Consider the following 17,931-nt stretch of genomic DNA (forward strand, 5'->3'; position numbering starts at 1 on the left):
TTTACTTCTGCAGCTTGGCGATAGCATCACCAAACTCGGAAACATCTTCAAATGCTCGATAGACCGACGCGAAGCGGATATAAGCGACTTTATCCAGTCCCACCAGCTGATCCATCATTAAGTTTCCAATAAGCTCAGACTTGACCTCACGCTCACCAGTTCCCCTCAAGGTCGACTTAATCTTAGTCAGAGCCTGTTCAATTTGATCCATAGACACAGGGCGTTTCTCTACCGCACGAAGCATGCCGCCCCTAAGTTTGTCTTCATCGAAGGGTTGACGGCTTCCGTCTTGCTTGATTATTCGTGGCATCACCAGTTCGGCGCCTTCGAAGGTGGTGTATCTCTCATGGCATTGGACGCACTCACGGCGGCGTCTGACTTGATGGCCGTCGGCCACTAAACGGGAATCGATTACCTTGGTATCGGTTGCGCTACAAAAAGGACAATGCATCGAGCCTCCTGAATAAGTGAGAAAATAGCCTAATGACGTTTTTACTCTAACGAAATCACCAACAAAAATGGCCGCTAAATAGCGGCCATCGAAGTTTACCTGAATTAACCGTAAAGGTTAACCGTAAACAGGGAACTTAGCACACAGATCCAGAACCTGATTTTTAACACGTTCGATAGTGCCTTCATTAGTGATGTCATCCAGCACATCACACATCCAGTTAGTTAGCTCAACCGATTGCGCTTCTTTGAAGCCACGGCGAGTGATGGCCGGAGAACCTATACGCAGACCTGAAGTCACAAATGGTGAGCGTGGGTCATTCGGTACCGAGTTCTTGTTCACTGTGATGTTAGCAAGACCCAGTGCAGCGTCGGCATCTTTACCTGTCATATCTTTGCTGATCAAGTCCAGCAAGAATAGATGGTTATCAGTACCACCAGAAACCACATCATAGCCACGCTCGATGAAAGTTTTAGCCATAGCCTTTGCGTTAACAACAACTTGCTTCTGATAAACTGTGAATTCAGGCTCTAGTGCTTCTTTAAATGCAACCGCTTTAGCAGCGATAACGTGCATCAAAGGACCACCTTGACCACCTGGGAATACCGCAGAGTTTAGCTTCTTATAGATAGCTTCATCATCGATAGCCGAAAGAATCAAACCACCACGTGGGCCAGCTAGAGTCTTATGGGTCGTTGTAGTTACAACGTGGGCATGTGGAAGTGGATTCGGGTAGATGCCCGCAGCGATAAGACCGGCAACGTGTGCCATATCGACGAACAGGTAAGCACCGACTTTATCGGCAATCTCACGGAACTTGCTCCAATCGATGATGCCTGAATAAGCACTGAAACCTGCGATGATCATCTTAGGCTTGTGCTCAATGGCAAGGCGCTCAACTTCGGCGTAATCTATCTTACCCGTAGTCTCATCGATTCCGTACTGAACCGCATTATAAAGCTTACCGGAGAAGCTAACGTGTGAACCGTGAGTCAGATGACCACCGTGAGCCAGGCTCATGCCCAGCACTGTGTCGCCGCCTTGAAGCAGAGCCATAAATACTGCAGCATTTGCCTGTGAACCAGAATGTGGCTGCACGTTGGCATAAGTCGCACCAAACAGTTCTTTAGCACGAGAGATAGCCAAGTCTTCTGCGATATCTACATACTCACAACCACCATAGTAACGCTTACCAGGGTAACCTTCGGCGTACTTGTTGGTTAGCTGAGAACCTTGTGCTTCAAGAACACGAGGACTGGTGTAGTTTTCTGAAGCGATAAGTTCGATATGCTCTTCCTGGCGGCGAGTCTCATCTTCAATCGCTTTAAACAGTTGTGGATCGAAGTCCGCGATATTCATATCTTTTTTCAGCATTAGTCACTCCAGCTGTCATTTCTTATAAGTAGGGTTGCGCGGTATTCTACTCTGCTATCGATCACAATCCCAGCATTTACAACATGAAATTCCTTGGCTTTACTCATTAGTTATACTCATTACGCCCGCACCAGGCAGCGATGTTAGTATGATGTTTATGCCATCTAGCAGGCTTGAAATAGTCACTTTTAACAACACGAACCTAGCTCCCGATACAATAAGACCCGACCATTGACTGCTTTACAACTTGAGGCTAGAAACTGATCTTATAAACTAGGTCTAAAAACCCTAGCTGAAACCTAGCATGCCTCTAACTCCGTAGTATTCCACCTGTAACTGGCTGGCGAGCCTTGTTTGTACATGGGGTTAGCGGCTCATAGGTTAAATTATTCACCTCCACTAACATGAGCCTAAAAACCGTAACTGAAACCTAGCATGCCTCTAACTCCATAATATTCCACCTGTAACGGCCTGGCTGGCGAACCTTGTTTGTACATAGGGTTAGCGGCTCATAGGTTAAATTATTCATCTCCACTAACATGAGCCTAAAAACATGAGTCTAAAAACCGTAGCTGAAACCTAGCATGCCTCTAACTCCGTAGTATTCCACCTGTAACGCCCTGGCTGGCGAACCTTGATAATAAGTTAGCGGCTCATCGGTTAAATTATTCATCTCCAAATAGACCGAAGCACGCTTGCTCAGGCTATAGGAGGCCGACATATCCAGACTTCGATAGGCACCATAATAACGGTCCGAGTCCGCTGTTCTCCCGTGAGACTCGATATATTCTCCCTTATAATTCATCGCAACCCGCATTGAAAAGGTGTCGTCGTCATAATAGACGGTCAAGTTATATAACCTATCAGCCTGACGGGGGATCTTGGTTTGCTCTTCCCGGCCCGGTACCGTCATCTCTGAATCCATCAGGGTATAATTGGCCAAGATGCCGACACTTTCCAATGAGTCAGAGATAAAATCTAGGCTCTGGCTGAGGGATAACTCCGCGCCATACAAGCGAGCATCATCACCGTTTTCCGGACGGTTAATAAGCACGCCTGATTTTCCCTTATATTCACCTATACTGGTATGTTCGAAAATGGGATCTTGAATATCTTTGTAGAACAGCCCCGCCGAGAGCATACCCACATTATCGAAATAATATTCCGCCATTAGATCCAGGTTATTGGAATAGGTAGGTTCGAGTTCCGGATTGCCGGTATTAAGCTCATTGTCAGCCTCAAAATAGGTCGACCCAGGAGATAAGGCGCCAAAATCGGGACGACTAAAGCCTCGGGTCAAGGCGAGACGATAATTGGTCATCTCATCCGGCGAATATTTCACATGCAAAGAGGGCAACACAGACAAATAATCTTTCCCTCCTTTAGAAGGCATCAGGGCATCCTCATCGGCAATATAGGTGTAACCCTTCACCTCTGTTTCGGTCTGAGTCAGACGTAAGCCCCCCATCACGAACCAGAGTTCACTGAGTTCATAATCAGCCATAGCGTAGGCAGACATATGAGTCTCATCCACATCAAAATGTCGTCCCAGTGCGCCGCCATTGGAGACCAGCAGAGACTCACTCTCATCTAAGATAAAATTATCCCGGTTCTGAGTCCAAAAATTAGCCAGATCCGACAATGAGGCCACCGGAGAGAATTGCTCATGATAATCACCATTAAGCGCCCCTAGATAATCGGAGCCACCGGGCTGTTGTGACAAGGTAAAGTCACTCAGTGTCGGTACGGGACCGGCACTGGGATCCCAGGAGTAAAACTCATCGGAGAATCGTGCATTACGCTCCATGTTGCGATACTTAGCCCCCAGTTTCAGGTTCAGCTCATAGCTGATGTCCTGATTGAAATTTACCTGAGCGACTATCTTGTCCTTCTCTTTGACATTGACCTTATATAGCTCGACCCAGGACAGCATGGCCTTAGTGGGGTCCATGATAAAATTATCTGGCAAATGGGTATCTGGCATATTGGCGCTATCTTGGCCCCCATCAATCTGGTTGTAGGCATTATAACCCTCGCCGCGATCTTCCAGTCCGGTGTAGCCTACGTCTTGTTGATCGAAGCGCATCACGAAGTAACTAGCATCATCGCCATTTGGTGTATCACCATAACGAAACTCGTTGGTATAGCTGGCTAATTGCCAATCTATACTCGATGCCTCACCGATAAAATGTTCACCACCAAGCTCGAACCCCGTCATTTCAGTGATCAATTCATTGCTGATATGCTGCACTTCTACCCTGTCTTTATCGAAACGGTATCTGTGCTTGTAATGCAATTCATCATCTATCAAGGAGCCATAAATCATGCTGGCATAGAGTCGACCATCATCGAGCAGATACTCCAGCGCCCCATTGAGACCATAGGTCTCCCGAGTGCCCGTGTAATCTCTCAGCTCGAGTCGATAAATCCCACCATCCTGATCTCGTCTGGGCTCATAATTATCCGTGGCCCAGTCTCTCGACCAAACATTGGCATTGATGATAAAGCCAAATTTATCGTCTGCACTGCGATCGCCGTAGAGCAGATTGGCAGTGTAATCTAGGCCGTCATCGGCCTGAGCATGTTGCCCAACTCCGGCTGAGAGGTTAAAGGTCTGCTCCTTGGCTGCCTTACGGGTGATAAAGTTGACGCTGCCACCTATGGCATCTCCCTCTATGTCGGGAGTCAGAGCCTTAGTCACCTCTATGTATTCGATCATTTCCGCTGGAAAGAAATCAAATGCTGTCGAGCGCCCCGTGGTTTCCTCTTCGGCGGTGGGGATACGATTGCCATTGATGGTGGCACTATTCCACTGAGATGGCAGCCCGCGTACGGCAACGAAACGCCCCTCTCCTTGATCTCGCTCTATGGATACACCTGGGATGCGCTGCACCGCTTCGGCTGCATTTCTATCGGGTAACTTACTGATCTCACTGGCCGAAATAACATTGATGATGGTATTGGAGTTTTTCTGGGTGTTGAGTGCCAGCATCTCACCGCGCTGAATCGCTCCCCGCACCTGAATGACCTCTAAGGTGTTACTGTCCAGATTAAGTACTAACTCGCCTAACTCCAGACGTTCATCCCCGTCTATCTTCAGTACCTGTTGGTATTTTTGATAACCCAGATAGGAGATCTCCAACTGATACTCTCCTTCATCCAGCTGATTAAGGCTAAATTCACCGTTATAATCTGTCACGACTCTGATCCCGGTGCCGAGCACCACCACAGTCGCTCCTGCTAGAGCCGACTGATTGTCCTTTACAGTTCCCGTCACCAGATGAGTTTGCGCCACTACCTGAGGTGAATGGGACAAGATGATGGCCACGACTAATGCTTTGAGCTTCATTGTTATTACTTCCTTTAACCATTACTGGTCTAGTCCAACCGGATTAGATAAATCTTAAGCAACATTTCTTACAAGGAGATGAAACAAATGTTAAGCCTTGTGACAAATAGGATGTGACCAAGTTAAATTTCGTGCTCAAAGGCAGGTTTAACAGAAATGAAATATTGTGGACTAGACCAGATGCTATATTAAGCATAACTATTAGTCTGTCAGGTCTTAACAATGCAACAAAATGAAGCATATCTATTACTCACACCGGGTCCGCTGACCACCTCTAATCGAGTCAAAGCCACCATGCTAAAAGATTGGTGTACCTGGGATGATGAATATAACGCCGGGGTCGTGCAGGATATTCGTCAGCGTCTGGTTGCCATCGCCACCAAAGAAAAACACCAACATCACTATACCTGCGTACTCATGCAGGGCAGCGGAACGGCCAGTGTTGAATCTGTGATAGGTACAGTGCTGGGCAACGAGGAGAAACTACTGGTCATCAATAACGGTGCCTATGGCGCCAGAATGACTGAGATAGCCGACTATCTGGCCATAGATAACACTAGCCTAAATTATATAGAGACTCAGATGCCGACGACGGTCGAACTGGAGCAAGTCTTATCATCGGATCCAGACATCACCCATGTGGCTCTAGTACATTGTGAAACCACAACCGGCATGCTAAATCCAGTCGAAGCATTAGCTAAAGTTATAAAAAAACACAATAAAGTCCTTATCCTAGATGCCATGAGCAGCTTCGGTGGCCTAGCACTGGATGTCGCCGAGCTGGGTGTCGACTTTTTAATAAGCTCGGCAAACAAGTGCATTCAGGGGGTGCCGGGATTTGGATTTATCATAGCCAAGACCCATCAACTTGCAGCCTGTGAAGGCCGTGCCCGTTCGCTGAGTCTGGATCTCTATGCTCAGTGGCGCTGTATGGAAGACAATAACGGCAAATGGCGTTTCACTTCGCCAACGCACACGGTGAGAGCCTTTCAACAGGCCTTAAATGAACTGGATGAGGAAGGTGGCGTCCCTGCCCGAGCCAAACGTTACCGTGAAAACCAATCACTTCTGATCTCGGGCATGGAGAGATTGGGCTTTAAGCCACTACTGCCCACCGGACAACAATCTCCCATCATCAGCTCGTTTCACTCCCCCACACATCCGGGATATTGTTTCAGTGATTTCTATGAGCGCTTAAAGCATCAGGGCTTCGTCATCTATCCAGGCAAGGTGTCCAATGCTGATTGTTTTCGCATCGGCAATATAGGGCATATTTTCATTGAAGATATCGAGCGTCTACTGGAAGCGATTAAAGTCAGTATGCCGGAACAGGCGAATGCCTAAATAGGTAAAGGTATAAATAGGCGAACTCAGCTCATAACTTAGCGCAGGAGTCATAGTTTGCCTATGGTTGCTGCGCTAAGGTCTGATAGCAGATTAATGGCTAGTCACCACCATCTCTATGGCACCGTGTAACCAATACTCGACATTAAGATCGATCAGGACGCCCTGTGCATCATAGCGGCGGCGAATAATTTTCAAGCAAGCGGCGCCATTGCCAGTTTCTAGGCTATCGGCAAAGGCATCCGGCAGAGCCGTCACCGAAACCAAGCTGGTTTCAGATCTCACATGGATGTGATAGTCACTGGCCATGATCTCTGTGATGGAAGCGTCTAACGCTTTTTTCTCTATGGCGGGAAACATCTCAGTAGCAAAATGGATCTCCTCCAACATCACAGGCCTGCCATCTAAAAACCGGCTGCGTACCAGCTTAGTCAGAGACTGTTCACCAAACTCCTGTCTATCTATACTCGAATCGGCATCATCAGTAAACGGCCCGATAAACAGCACCTGAGTTTTGGGTTCGAAGCCCTGCTCCCGCGCCAGCCCATAAAAATTGACCTTAGTCACAGGGTTCCACTTCAAACGCTTGGGAGACACGAACCAGCCCTTACGTTGCCTACGATAAATAAGTCCCTCGGACTCCAACCTCAAGAGCGCATCACGTACTGTGATCCGCGATGAGGAAAAGACCTCCACCAGCTCCCGCTCTGAGGGGAGCTTGCCGCCGTCACCGAAACTGCCGGCTTGAATCAAGTCCTGAATATATTTGGCTATCTTTTGATACAAGAGCATGGCGAGTCACCTCCTTAGGTCATGGCCCCACGTTGCAAACATGTAGGCATATAGATACAGACGAAGCGCCATAAGCGCTTCGTTAAAAACCAGTAGATTATGCAAGTCTGTGGAGACAAATTCAATTCTGCATATCTAGCCGACTCAAGCCTAGGCAATGCGGTACCGATTCAATGATCGGCCTTACCTGCCGAAGCGGCCAGACTAGCCACTGCGGTGACCAAACCTGACACAGATAAATCTTGATCCTGACGGCGCTCCTGATATCGAATCGCGTTACGAACCAAATTGGCTCCCAGATAACGAAACGGCTCAACGGGGAATAACCCCCTTGGTCCAGTCACTAAGCCGGATCGCGTCCATGGATTATCCAACCCCAGTACCAGAGAAGATAAGATATCGCCCCCAAGATAACTCTGCACCACGCCATTGCCCGAATAGCCTAGGCCATAGAAGACATTATTATGGCCAGTCAAATGACCAAAGAAAGGCATGCCTGTCACAGAGCGATCCGATGCGCCGGTCCAGCTGCGCGCCAGCGGCAGACGAATACCGGGGAACATCCAGGCCAGTTTATCGGACAATTGTGACGAATATACACTCGGTTCATCAAAAAAGTTTCTGACCCTATTCCCGAATGAGAAGGTGTTGCCTCCCTTACCTAACATCAGTCGACCATCGGGAGTGCTGCGATAATAGTGCACAAAAGTGCGCGAATCTATCACTGCGGCTCCGTGGTTCAGACCAATTGAGGCCAATGACTCGGGCACAGGTTCGGTGATCACCATATCCGAGGAGACTAAGATGATACTGCGGCGAAGCTCAGGAACCAGCTCAGGCATCCAGGCATTAGTGGCCAAGACTAATGACTTGCAGATAAGCTCCCCCTCGTCGAAATTGAGTCTATTACTCGTGCCATAATCAATGCTATTAACCGAGCTTAGTTCATGGATCTCGATTCCAAGTTTGAGTGCGATCCGTCGCAAACCCCTTACCAATTTTCCCGGATGTAAACTACCGGCTGCGCCAGAGAAGTGTCCCTCCAGATGAACCTCAGAACCCGTTTTCTGCTTGAGTTCCTCCGGCGAACACCTATGCCATGAATTAAGCTCATGCCGGCTCAATGCCTGTAACATTGAGCTCATGCCGCCTAGCTGAGACGGATTAGTGGCGGTATAGAATGCACCATCGACCCTAATATCTGCCTCGAGACCGTGAGAGAGACAAAAATCCCTGATCTCACCAACGCCAGCTTCCGATGCCTTAACTAAACGAATAGCCTCTTCCAGACCATAGAGACGACATAAGCTGGGAAACTTACTTGACCAGGTCAACATGGCGCCGCCATTACGACCCGAGGCGCCACTGCCACACAAGTTTTTCTCCACTATGGTCACCCGTAAATCAGGCCGGGCTAACTTCAGCTTAATCCCCGTCCATAACCCCGTGAACCCGCCACCGACGATAGCCACATCCGAACAGTTCTTCCCCTTCAGCGCTGTGGCGGAAGCCTTATCGTCCGTCATGGCATCATCAAACCAGAATGCTTGATGACTCATCTAAGGTCGCTCTCCCCTCGCCAATCTGGAGTTAATCAATTGCATGACAGGCACTATGTCGGCTAAGGCATCGACTACATAATGAGCGCCAGCCTCATACAAGGCGTCATAGGCTGCTTCAGTCAACAGCTTACGCTGCTGATCATCGCAGGCCTGCCACTCGGATTCTGTCATGCCTACGCCATTCCCCGTGACAGCGATACCGACAGACCACATACCTGCGTTCAGCCCCTCTTCTATGCCGGGCACTGAGTCATCGACCTTAACGCAAGCCGCCACGGATTTAATTCCTAAGCGATTGACATTTTCCAGCGCCATCCAGGGGCCCGGACGCGATCCGGCCGCGAGTTCATCGCTGGCCACCACACAATCCGGCGCATAACCTAAATCGGCGGCAACGGGAACTAACACATCCATAACGGCCTTGGGGTAACCTGAGCAGCTGCCAATCTTAATATCCTTGCTTTTCATCCAGGCAATGGCTGTCAATGCGCCTTTTATGGGCGCGGCATGTTCGACAACTTTAGCCTGTTGCAGGGGCATAAATGTCCGGTAGATGAGATCCACGTTCTCATTGCTCATAGGCTGACCGAATTGCTCCACCCAGCGAGTATTAACGCTATCCAGTTTTCCCAAGGCGCGAATGTGATCCCACTTCCCCATCCCCATGGGCACTCTGGCCTCGGCCAGAGTGATAGGGAAATCGAAGGCTTGAGAGAAGGCCTCGACGAAAATAGTCGTGGGAGCAACAGAGCCATAATCGACGACTGTTCCAGCCCAATCCAAAATAACTGCATCTATTTTATTCATATAAAATCCTATGTTGAGAGTAGTAAAGTTTAATTTAAGAGACTGATTGCTAGACAAATGTGCTAGCCAGTCTTAATCGGCTCTGGCACAGTACATTGTCCCCGTAACAAGCCAGAGAAATAAGCCAATGAGCCCAGTACCAGCGTCCCGGCCACGATGGCGACCAGATAAGTGGTATCGATAAAAAATGTCAGCCAGCTCAATTCAGGTGATCCGAAGGTCCGGTAGAGTAATATTCCCACGCTGCCCAGGTAACCAGCCGAGTCTGATATATAGATAAGAAATCCGGCGTTGGCACTCACTCCGAGCGCGGAGATCATGCGATCGAACAAGAAGCAGTTATAGGGAATATAGGCAATATAGACACCAGCGCCTAAGGCCACCATCCAGGTCTTACCTTGGATCATGCCCGCTTCAAACATCAGGGTAGACAGGCCGAACAAGCAGATCCCCAGCAGAATAACCAGATGGTTGGCGTAGAAAGCCTTCACATTATTCTTAATCAGCACCATGGCTCCGAGCGCCAACAAGACGATGAAGGCGATACGAATTCCCGTATAGGCAAATATGTTCGCCTCCTGGCCGTAGCCCAATGCTGTCCAGATCTCGGCTTCGAAATTATCTCTGAAATCCCTCAAGCCGGTTAGCATCATAAAACTCAGTACCAGAAACGTGATCCCAGGGGCGAAACTGCAGAAGAAACGCCACCTTTCCTTACCATTCATAGGCAATCTTTTCTGCCTCTGGGCAATATCAGCCGCCGAAGGAGGGGGAAGCTGACTCAGGGCCACCACAGATACCAACAAGGGCAAGATAAAGATGCCTCCGGTAAATGCTGGCATCCAGAGTTCGGGCACTCCCATATCGACAATAAGCCACTTGCCTATGGTACGAACCCAACCTGAGGCCACGATAAAGGTCACACTCAGCGCCGCGCCTAAGATCTCCGAGACCCGTCGCCCTTCTAAATAACTAAATACTAAACCCCAGATCATTCCTAGAGGTAAGCCGTTGAGGAAGAGCAAGATAAGGTTATAGGGGGCGGGCACTAAGGGGAAAATGATCAGGGCAAGCTGAGCAAACATCACCAAGGCAAAGATGCAATAAGCCCGCTGGGACGCCTTCATCTCGGACACCACCTTGATGCCGATAATTTTAGATAACAGATAGCCAAAGACCTGAGCCAATACTAGGGCGACTTTAAAGTCTATCTGAAAATCCCAGCCCGTGACCGTCTCATAAGTAGCTGCGGTGAAAGGTTTACGAAAAGCGTACATACAAAAATAGGTCATAAAGGCGGCTGAGGAGGCATACACGATCAGCCAAAATTGAGATTGATGTAATTTTTCTGTTAGCTTAAACACAACTCACTCCAAGTAGTCGACAACTGGTCTAGTCCAATGCTTAGAGATTAAATGAAGTGTGTGACGCTAATATGTCAGAAGTAAGACAATACGATTGATGAAATAATTCTCCATGAACCTCAGTGCATCTGGCGAGTGTTGAGCCAATTTAGTACACTGCCTGCAATTTCCGCTTCGCAGAGAACCATTATGGCTCAGTTCGTATATAGCATGCTTAGGGTCGGCAAGATTGTGCCGCCGAAAAAGCAAATTCTTAAAGATATTTCTCTTAGCTTCTTTCCCGGTGCCAAAATTGGTGTTTTAGGCCTCAACGGCTCGGGTAAGTCCACCCTACTTCGCATCATGGCCGGTATCGACACTGAGATTGAGGGCGAAGCACGCCCAATGCAGGACTTGAAAATTGGTTATTTGCCTCAGGAGCCTAAGCTCGATGAGTCACAAACCGTACGTGAAGCGGTTGAAGAAGCCGTATCAGAAGCAAAAAATGCATTAACGCGCTTAGATGAAGTCTACGCCTTATACGCTGAGCCTGATGCTGACTTTGATGCGCTGGCAAAAGAGCAAGGTCAACTTGAAGCCATTATCGCCTCACAAGATGCCCATAATCTGGATAACATCTTAGAGCGTGCGGCCAATGCACTACGTCTTCCTGATTGGGATGAGAAAATTGAAGTGCTATCCGGTGGTGAACGTCGCCGTGTTGCTATCTGTCGTCTGCTTCTTGAAAAACCAGACATGCTACTTCTCGATGAGCCAACTAACCACCTGGACGCCGAATCTGTCGCCTGGCTGGAACGTTTCCTTCAAGACTACACAGGTACCGTTGTAGCCATCACCCACGATAGATATTTCCTCGATAATGCTGCCGGCTGGATCTTAGAGCTTGACCGTGGTGAAGGTATTCCATGGGAAGGTAACTACTCCTCTTGGCTCGAGCAAAAAGATGCCCGCCTACAGCAAGAATCAGCGACACAAAGTGCACGCCAAAAGACTATCGCAAAAGAACTCGAATGGGTGCGCCAAGGTGCCAAAGGACGTCAGTCTAAAGGTAAGGCGCGTATGGCCCGCTTTGAGGAGCTTAATACCAACGATTACCAGAAGCGTAACGAGACCAATGAGCTGTTCATTCCGCCTGGACCTCGCCTAGGTGACAAGGTCATCGAAGTGAAGAACCTGACCAAGTCCTATGGCGATCGCGTACTTATCGACAACCTGAGTTTCTCGGTACCTAAGGGCGCAATCGTCGGTATTATCGGCGCCAACGGTGCGGGTAAATCAACCTTGTTTAAGATGATATCAGGCGCAGAGCAGCCAGACAGTGGCACAGTGGAAATTGGCGAGAGTGTGCAACTTGCCTCGGTAGATCAGTTCCGTGACTCCATGGATGATAAGAACACGGTATGGCAGGAGATTTCTGGCGGCCATGACATCATGCGCATCAACAACACTGAGATCCCAAGCCGCGCCTATGTGGGCCGCTTCAACTTCCGTGGTGGCGATCAGCAGAAGATCATCGGCACCCTATCTGGTGGTGAACGTAACCGTGTGCATTTGGCGAAACTTATCCAGTCAGGCGGCAACGTCTTGTTACTCGATGAGCCCACCAACGATCTCGATGTAGAGACCCTACGAGCCTTGGAAGAAGCGATACTCGAGTTCCCGGGTTGTGCCATGGTCATATCTCACGATCGCTGGTTCCTCGATCGCGTCGCCACCCATATCTTAGATTACCGCGACGAAGGTCAGGTTAACTTCTACGAAGGTAACTACACCGAGTATTCTACTTGGTTGAAAGAGACTATGGGTACTGACGTGGTTGAGCCTCATCGCCTCAAGTACAAGCGTATGAGTTAAAGTAGCTCGTAGCTCGTAGCTCGTAGCTCGTAGCTCAGCATAATAACTAGCCACCCTTTTGGGTGGCTTTTTGTTTTTACCAATCGAGTTGTTTACTTGTCGGATAACAAGTTACTTAAATATCTATTTGTGATTGGGTTCATTGGGCGGGTTTGATATTTGGTTAGGTTATTTGGCACCAAAGCTTCATTGGTGTTTATTGCCTGCAGCAAGCTTAAATGCAAACACTTCTGCGACTCGCTGTGAATATGTCCCTATACGCTCTGCGGTTTCATCCTTGAAACCGAAGGTCACAGCCGCGTTCACACCTGAGTGTTTATCTCTTCGATTGTGACGTTACTATAGCCAAGATACTATAGCCAAGACATCCAGAATTATTCTCTGTTAGATATCCTGTACCGACTAGAGCCTGATTGCCAGATAAGTTCATTGCTGTATCAATCCATCCTCCTGCTACCCCAAACCTATACTCAAATATTCTGTTATGAGTGAAATTTCGACTATCTCTTTGAAAATAAGACATCAGAAGAACCAAACAGCCATTTGGTAATGCTTGAATACAATAATTTGAAATGGGCATATCTGGTTCTTGATTAAGCGCTATCTAGCCATCGATGACAGTTGGCTGCACCTTGCCGGCGCTTGCGCTCAAGATGTTCACAATAGGCCGTTAACTCTTGAGTGTTACCCACGGGCCCTTTGAAAATCTTGGTAAACTCTGTGGCCAGTTTTATCCAGTTTTCTTGCGGGATATTAAGTCTATTTAAAATAGTAGCCGACTCTTGACTCATATACCCTCGCTTGTCAGCTCTGACTATTCGTCCAGTATCATCAACAAGTTGCAGATAATCTTTAGCGCTGAACATGACTCCTTTAGCTATGCCTTTGCTCTCATTACCAACAAAGGGCAGCAGTGATGTTGGCTGCTCACCTTTCATGGCAGCTTGGATGCGTTTTTGAATACTAGTGAAGTCTGAGGTTTCCGGTGTAGCGGCCATCTTGACACGGATAGGATTCAAATCTACATAGGCCATACAGGCAAGTACTGCTGCTTCATCAAGCAGAGCCTGGGACTTAAACCTTCCCTCCCAGAAACGGCCTTTACACTTGTCCTCTGCATTAGCTCTACGAGCGATAGGTTCGTTGAGTGCCCGCATAAACCAAGAGATGTCCATCAGCCTTAAGCGGTACTCTTTTACTCGTTTATTGATAATGTTTTGTTGATAGGATTCAAGTGGTTCACCTTTAACAAAATCATGATTTAGGCTATCCCCTTTAAACAGCTTTTGCCATTGGGTGACCACCTCTACATCTGACCAATGCTTAGCTAACTCCACATCAATACGTAACACGAGATGTAAATGATTACTCATGACTACATAAGCACAAATATCAATGGCAAACACAGATGAAAGTTCCAGTAGGCGACTTTCAACCCAATCCCGTCTATGCTCATAGGATTGACCTGTATAATTATCGACTCCACACAAAAAAGCCTTTCTAACACAACGAGATATGCAGTGGTAGAATAATGTATCCTCCAAACTTACTAATGATTTTCTTGATGTCGGCATAACAAATCCCCTCAACAGCTCTCACGTAAGCTTAGTCAAGGGATCTTCATCAGACAATCTTGGGTGTCTTGGTTATTGTTATTATTGTTATTGGTTGGGAGATAAATTAACCCACCGATGTGATCGCCATGGTTATGGCTTAAAATGACATCTTCTACATCGGACAGATCAACATCCAAATCTTTGGCATTTTGCAGCACAGTCTCAGGACGGTTACCGGTATCAAGCAAGATCTTCTTACCATCAACTTCAATCAGCGCAGCATATCCCCACTCACCTATGCCACGACTAGCAAGCATTGTTGATAACGTCGTGACTTTAAGCGAACTGACTTGAGTAAAATCCTTAGCTTGAACCTCCAATGGCTGGAATATATAACTAACGATTATCAGCAAAAAATATGCACATTTATTCATGTATCTTCCTTAATTATTTCTATCGATTAGTAAATAGCCACTTTACATTCATCCCTAAAACACTTTAAGTTGAATTAAGAGTTAAGGAAAGACTCATCATCTAAGTGAATTTACCCTATCACTTCGAAATAAGAATAAACGGACAGTTGGATAAATAATCAGAGTAACGCATACGACATGGCTGTTGGCCTTTGGCTACATTTCGTGATGAAAACAAAAACAACATCAGGAATGCATTATGAAAAACCACATATCACCCCTGGGCGCTTTTCGCCTAAAACCCCTTCTATATCGCAGTATAATCGCATCGAGCTTGTTACTTCCCGGCATCAGCCAGGCAGTAGATTGTAATAGCTTAGTCCTTTGGAGTGGCGATCAGGCCTATAATGGCGACGCTCAAGTTCAACATCTGGATATCGCCTATGCGGCAAATTGGTGGACCAAGGGCAACGACCCTGAAACACGTTCCGGCCCCTATCAAGAATGGAGCAGTTTAGGTACTTGTGATGGCGGCCCTACAAACACTCCGCCTCAGGTAGCACTTACCTCCCCCTTAAATAACGCTTCTTTCAGCGAGAATGACAACGCTGTCATTAACGTTAATGCCAATGACAGCGACGGCACAATTGTCAGTGTCGAGTATTTGGTAGATGGCGTCTCCATTGGCACGAGTAACCAGACTCCCTATAGCCAAAATTGGGCTGCGACCATTGGCAATCATGAGATTAAAACCATAGCCACAGACAATCTTGGTGCCAGTGCGTCCGCCATCGTCAATATCAGTGTCGCCTCAGTGGGCGGCAATATTCCGCCAAGTGCCACACAAACCAGTCCCACAGCCGATTCGCAAATAACCGCCGGTGATATTACTCTATTAACCGCAGATGCCTCAGACAGTGACGGCGCGATCACACAGGTCGATTTTTATCTGGACGATGCCCTACTTGCAACTATTGCCAGCGCACCATTTGAACATAGTTGGACCGCAACTGAAGGACTCCACAGCTTCAAGATCAAGGCCACTGACAATGACGGCGCAGTAACATTCAGCCCAGCTGTTCAACTCAATATAAGTAGCGGTCAAGTGGGTGGTGGCTGTGCTGGCGTGCCTGCATTTGTCGCGGGCACTAGCTATCAGAGCGGTAATGAAGTCGAAAACATCAATCATAAGTATCGTTGTGATGTGGCTGGTTGGTGTTCATCTAATGCCGCTTGGGCCTATGAGCCAGGTGTCGGTAATCACTGGAGTGATGCCTGGAGCGATCTCGGTGTCTGTGCCATTGTCCCTGAAGTGACTATCACTTCACCTGCGGGCAATACAGTGGTACTGGCCAATACCAGTGTCGATTTCAAGGTCGATGCCAGCGATAGTGATGGCAATGTGACACAGGTAGAGTTCTTTGCTGCTGGAGTGAGTCTAGGTATCGATTCAACCGCTCCCTACTCGACCAGCTGGACAGCAACAAACACAGGTGACATTCAACTCAAGGCAGTTGCCACAGACAACGAAGCGAATACGGCCGAAGACACCTTGTTAGTCACAGTAAGTAACCAGCCCATTGTCGCCAGTATCAGCGCAACGAACACTAATGGTACAGTTACCTTAGGCAAGACAGTTAACTTGAGTGCTACCGCCTCTTCAGTGGTGGGGGAGATCACAGGTATCGAATTTATGGTTAACGGCGCAGCACTTTCCAGTGATAGCAGCGAGCCTTACACTGCAAGCTGGACGCCGGGCTCAATTGGCAATTACACCATTACTGCCAAGGCCACAGACTCTCAAGGTAACAATGTCACCAGCCCGGCACTCAGCATCAATGTCGTCAGTGCCCCTGTGGGTCAGACTCATAAGTTGATCGGCTACTGGCACGATTTTGTTAACCCGGCAGGCTGCCCTATGCCACTCAAAGAGATCTCATCGAAATGGGATGTTATCGATATCGCCTTTGCCGATAACGATAGAAACTCCAACGGCACAGTGCACTTTAATCTGTACAGCGGCGATATTCACTCTAGTTGTCCTGCGCTTGATGCCAGTGAATTTAAGCAGGATATGGCGGCGCTTCAGGCGCAAGGTAAGATAATCGTGCTCTCTTTAGGTGGCGCTGAAGGGAATATTACCCTCAATACCGATTCTGATGAAGCTAACTTTGTGTCCAGTCTGACTGCGATTATTGCCGAATGGGGATTCGATGGTTTAGATATCGATCTCGAGAGTGGTTCTAACCTGCTCCACGGCACCCAGATCCAGGCCAGATTACCAAGGGCGCTGAAGCAGATTGAAACCAATATGGGCGGTGATATGTATCTCACTATGGCACCCGAGCATCCCTATGTTCAGGGTGGTATGGTTGCCTACTCAGGAATTTGGGGCGCTTATATCCCACTCATTAATGAGTTAAGAGATACCTTAGACCTGCTCCATGTTCAGCTCTATAACAATGGTGGACTCTCTAACCCGTACACCAACGGCGCAGCACCTGAAGGCTCAGTAGACATGATGGTGGCTTCGGTCAAGATGTTAGTTGAAGGGTTCGAGCTTGCTGATGGTTCTCAATTCTTGCCATTAAGGGACGATCAGGTTGCCATAGGTTTACCGTCCGGCCCAGCTTCGGCTAACTCAGGACAAGCGCCGACACAAAACATCATAGATGCACTGGACTGTATCACCAAGGGCGTCGCTTGTAGCAGCGTAGTACCGAGTCAACACTTTCCCAATTTTGGCGGTGTAATGACCTGGTCAATCAACTGGGATAAGTTTGATGGCTATAATTTCTCAGGTCCCATAGGCGATAAAATAGATGCCATGAACGCGGAGAATTAATAATTCAGCGATAAAATAGATTCTGGGACGTAAAACGGTCAGTCTGTAACGGGGAAAGTTGCAGACTGGCTATTTAATCAGGCCTATCCACGCACAAAAAACAATCCTGATTATTAATATATGACAAACCAAAAATCAGTAATCTCATTTCTATCTCATTTCTATCTCTATTCTATATCTATTCTCTATCCCTTCTATATCTCTTCTCTATGTTTGGCCT

The 17,931-nt window shown here is 47.8% G+C and carries 12 protein-coding genes; 3 read left to right on the top strand and 9 right to left on the bottom strand.

Going from position 1 to position 17,931, the window contains the following annotated elements; translation table 11 throughout:
• Window position 1: 1 nt before the first annotated feature.
• The 3 genes from nrdR to sps_RS20355 form a co-directional block, all read right to left on the bottom strand.
• Entirely contained in the window at window positions 2–451 is a 450-nt protein-coding gene (nrdR, locus tag sps_RS20345; RefSeq protein WP_077754175.1) for a transcriptional regulator NrdR, read from the bottom strand.
• A 117-nt stretch (window positions 452–568) separates the two neighbouring features.
• Complete coding sequence (gene glyA / locus sps_RS20350; protein WP_077754176.1) at window positions 569–1,825, bottom strand: serine hydroxymethyltransferase; 1,257 nt, start codon at window positions 1,823–1,825, stop codon at window positions 569–571.
• 559 nt (window positions 1,826–2,384) lie between these two features.
• The gene (locus sps_RS20355; protein ID WP_077754177.1) at window positions 2,385–5,174 is read right to left on the bottom strand and encodes a TonB-dependent receptor; all 2,790 of its coding nucleotides are present in this window, start codon (window positions 5,172–5,174) and stop codon (window positions 2,385–2,387) included.
• 222 nt (window positions 5,175–5,396) lie between these two features.
• On the opposite strand from sps_RS20355, the gene phnW reads away from it, so the two are divergent.
• Window positions 5,397–6,518, top strand: coding sequence for a 2-aminoethylphosphonate--pyruvate transaminase (phnW, locus tag sps_RS20360; protein ID WP_077754178.1), 1,122 nt, complete (start codon window positions 5,397–5,399; stop codon window positions 6,516–6,518).
• A gap of 93 nt (window positions 6,519–6,611) precedes the next feature.
• On the opposite strand, the gene sps_RS20365 is transcribed toward phnW, so the two are convergent.
• From sps_RS20365 to sps_RS20380, 4 genes are all read right to left on the bottom strand, one after another.
• Window positions 6,612–7,310, bottom strand: coding sequence for a UTRA domain-containing protein (locus tag sps_RS20365; protein WP_077754179.1), 699 nt, complete (start codon window positions 7,308–7,310; stop codon window positions 6,612–6,614).
• Between the two features lie 170 nt (window positions 7,311–7,480).
• Window positions 7,481–8,869 carry an FAD-dependent oxidoreductase gene (locus sps_RS20370; RefSeq protein ID WP_077754180.1) on the bottom strand — a complete coding sequence of 463 codons (1,389 nt, stop codon included), beginning with the start codon at window positions 8,867–8,869 and terminating at the stop codon, window positions 7,481–7,483.
• On the bottom strand, window positions 8,870–9,679 hold the full coding sequence (phnX, locus tag sps_RS20375) for a phosphonoacetaldehyde hydrolase (RefSeq protein ID WP_077754181.1): 810 nt from the start codon (window positions 9,677–9,679) through the stop codon (window positions 8,870–8,872).
• 62 nt (window positions 9,680–9,741) lie between these two features.
• The gene (locus sps_RS20380; RefSeq protein WP_077754182.1) at window positions 9,742–11,043 is read right to left on the bottom strand and encodes a DUF5690 family protein; all 1,302 of its coding nucleotides are present in this window, start codon (window positions 11,041–11,043) and stop codon (window positions 9,742–9,744) included.
• A 189-nt stretch (window positions 11,044–11,232) separates the two neighbouring features.
• On the opposite strand from sps_RS20380, the gene ettA reads away from it, so the two are divergent.
• A complete protein-coding gene (gene ettA / locus sps_RS20385) occupies window positions 11,233–12,897 on the top strand; it encodes an energy-dependent translational throttle protein EttA (RefSeq protein ID WP_077754183.1) in 1,665 nt (554 codons plus the stop codon).
• A gap of 593 nt (window positions 12,898–13,490) precedes the next feature.
• Here the strand turns inward: ettA and sps_RS20390 are convergent.
• Complete coding sequence (locus tag sps_RS20390; RefSeq protein ID WP_077754184.1) at window positions 13,491–14,471, bottom strand: transposase; 981 nt, start codon at window positions 14,469–14,471, stop codon at window positions 13,491–13,493.
• 35 nt (window positions 14,472–14,506) lie between these two features.
• Complete coding sequence (locus sps_RS20395) at window positions 14,507–14,887, bottom strand: MBL fold metallo-hydrolase (protein WP_077754185.1); 381 nt, start codon at window positions 14,885–14,887, stop codon at window positions 14,507–14,509.
• 238 nt (window positions 14,888–15,125) lie between these two features.
• Between sps_RS20395 and sps_RS20400 the strand changes: the two genes are divergently transcribed.
• Window positions 15,126–17,711: an Ig-like domain-containing protein gene (locus tag sps_RS20400; protein WP_077754186.1), complete on the top strand. Its 2,586-nt coding sequence runs from the start codon at window positions 15,126–15,128 to the stop codon at window positions 17,709–17,711.
• The last annotated feature ends 220 nt before the right edge of the window (window positions 17,712–17,931 follow it).

Origin of the sequence: Shewanella psychrophila (genome assembly GCF_002005305.1) — a bacterium.
GTDB lineage: Bacteria > Pseudomonadota > Gammaproteobacteria > Enterobacterales > Shewanellaceae > Shewanella > Shewanella psychrophila.

Bases quoted from the DNA above. Each gene is read 5' to 3' on its own strand.
- nrdR (WP_077754175.1), bottom strand. From the start codon at position 451: ATGCATTGTCCTTTTTGTAGCGCAACCGATACCAAGGTAATCGATTCC.
- sps_RS20395 (WP_077754185.1), bottom strand. From the start codon at position 14,887: ATGAATAAATGTGCATATTTTTTGCTGATAATCGTTAGTTATATATTC.
- sps_RS20365 (WP_077754179.1), bottom strand. From the start codon at position 7,310: ATGCTCTTGTATCAAAAGATAGCCAAATATATTCAGGACTTGATTCAA.
- glyA (WP_077754176.1), bottom strand. From the start codon at position 1,825: ATGCTGAAAAAAGATATGAATATCGCGGACTTCGATCCACAACTGTTT.
- sps_RS20400 (WP_077754186.1), top strand. From the start codon at position 15,126: ATGAAAAACCACATATCACCCCTGGGCGCTTTTCGCCTAAAACCCCTT.
- ettA (WP_077754183.1), top strand. From the start codon at position 11,233: ATGGCTCAGTTCGTATATAGCATGCTTAGGGTCGGCAAGATTGTGCCG.
- sps_RS20355 (WP_077754177.1), bottom strand. From the start codon at position 5,174: ATGAAGCTCAAAGCATTAGTCGTGGCCATCATCTTGTCCCATTCACCT.
- sps_RS20370 (WP_077754180.1), bottom strand. From the start codon at position 8,869: ATGAGTCATCAAGCATTCTGGTTTGATGATGCCATGACGGACGATAAG.
- phnW (WP_077754178.1), top strand. From the start codon at position 5,397: ATGCAACAAAATGAAGCATATCTATTACTCACACCGGGTCCGCTGACC.
- sps_RS20390 (WP_077754184.1), bottom strand. From the start codon at position 14,471: ATGCCGACATCAAGAAAATCATTAGTAAGTTTGGAGGATACATTATTC.
- phnX (WP_077754181.1), bottom strand. From the start codon at position 9,679: ATGAATAAAATAGATGCAGTTATTTTGGATTGGGCTGGAACAGTCGTC.